The organism is Neisseria sp. P0021.S007 (genome assembly GCF_051956855.1).
In genome coordinates this window covers 1-434 of sequence record NZ_JBQCXA010001796.1, presented here as the reverse complement: position 1 = coordinate 434, position 434 = coordinate 1, and the positions used below count along the sequence as shown (strand labels likewise).

The window sequence follows — 434 nt, the reverse complement described above, 5'->3', positions numbered from 1 at the left end:
GCAATATGGCTAAAGCGTGTTCGCGCATAGACGTAGGGATACCGTAGCAGGCTTCGGCAATACTGCCGGTAATGGCCGCCAAGGTATCGCTGTCTCCGCCAAGGGAAACTGCCAGTCGGATGGCGTGTTCAAAATCATCGCTTTCAAGAAAGGCAGTAATCGCTTGAGGCACGGTTTCCTGACAGCTTTCGTTGAAATGATAATGCGGGCGGATTTGGTCGCAACTTTGGCTCAAGTCGTAGCCGAATTGTCGTGTAATGTTTTCTTTAATTTGCGCTTTGCTTATACCAGTACGCGCCCAAAAGATGGCGGCGGCTACGGCTTGCGCACCTTTAATGCCTTCCGGGTGGTTGTGCGTTACGATAGCGGATTGTTCGGCAAAATGCAGGGTTTCTTCCAATTTGGCAAATGTCCAACCAACGGCAGAAACACGC

Annotated in this window: 1 protein-coding gene; it reads right to left on the bottom strand. The window is 50.9% G+C overall.

Annotated features, from left to right (window positions below):
- Positions 1–434 (bottom strand): ADP-ribosylglycohydrolase family protein (locus tag ACTHUR_RS21505; RefSeq protein ID WP_440400841.1); only part of this gene is annotated, 434 nt, incomplete at both ends.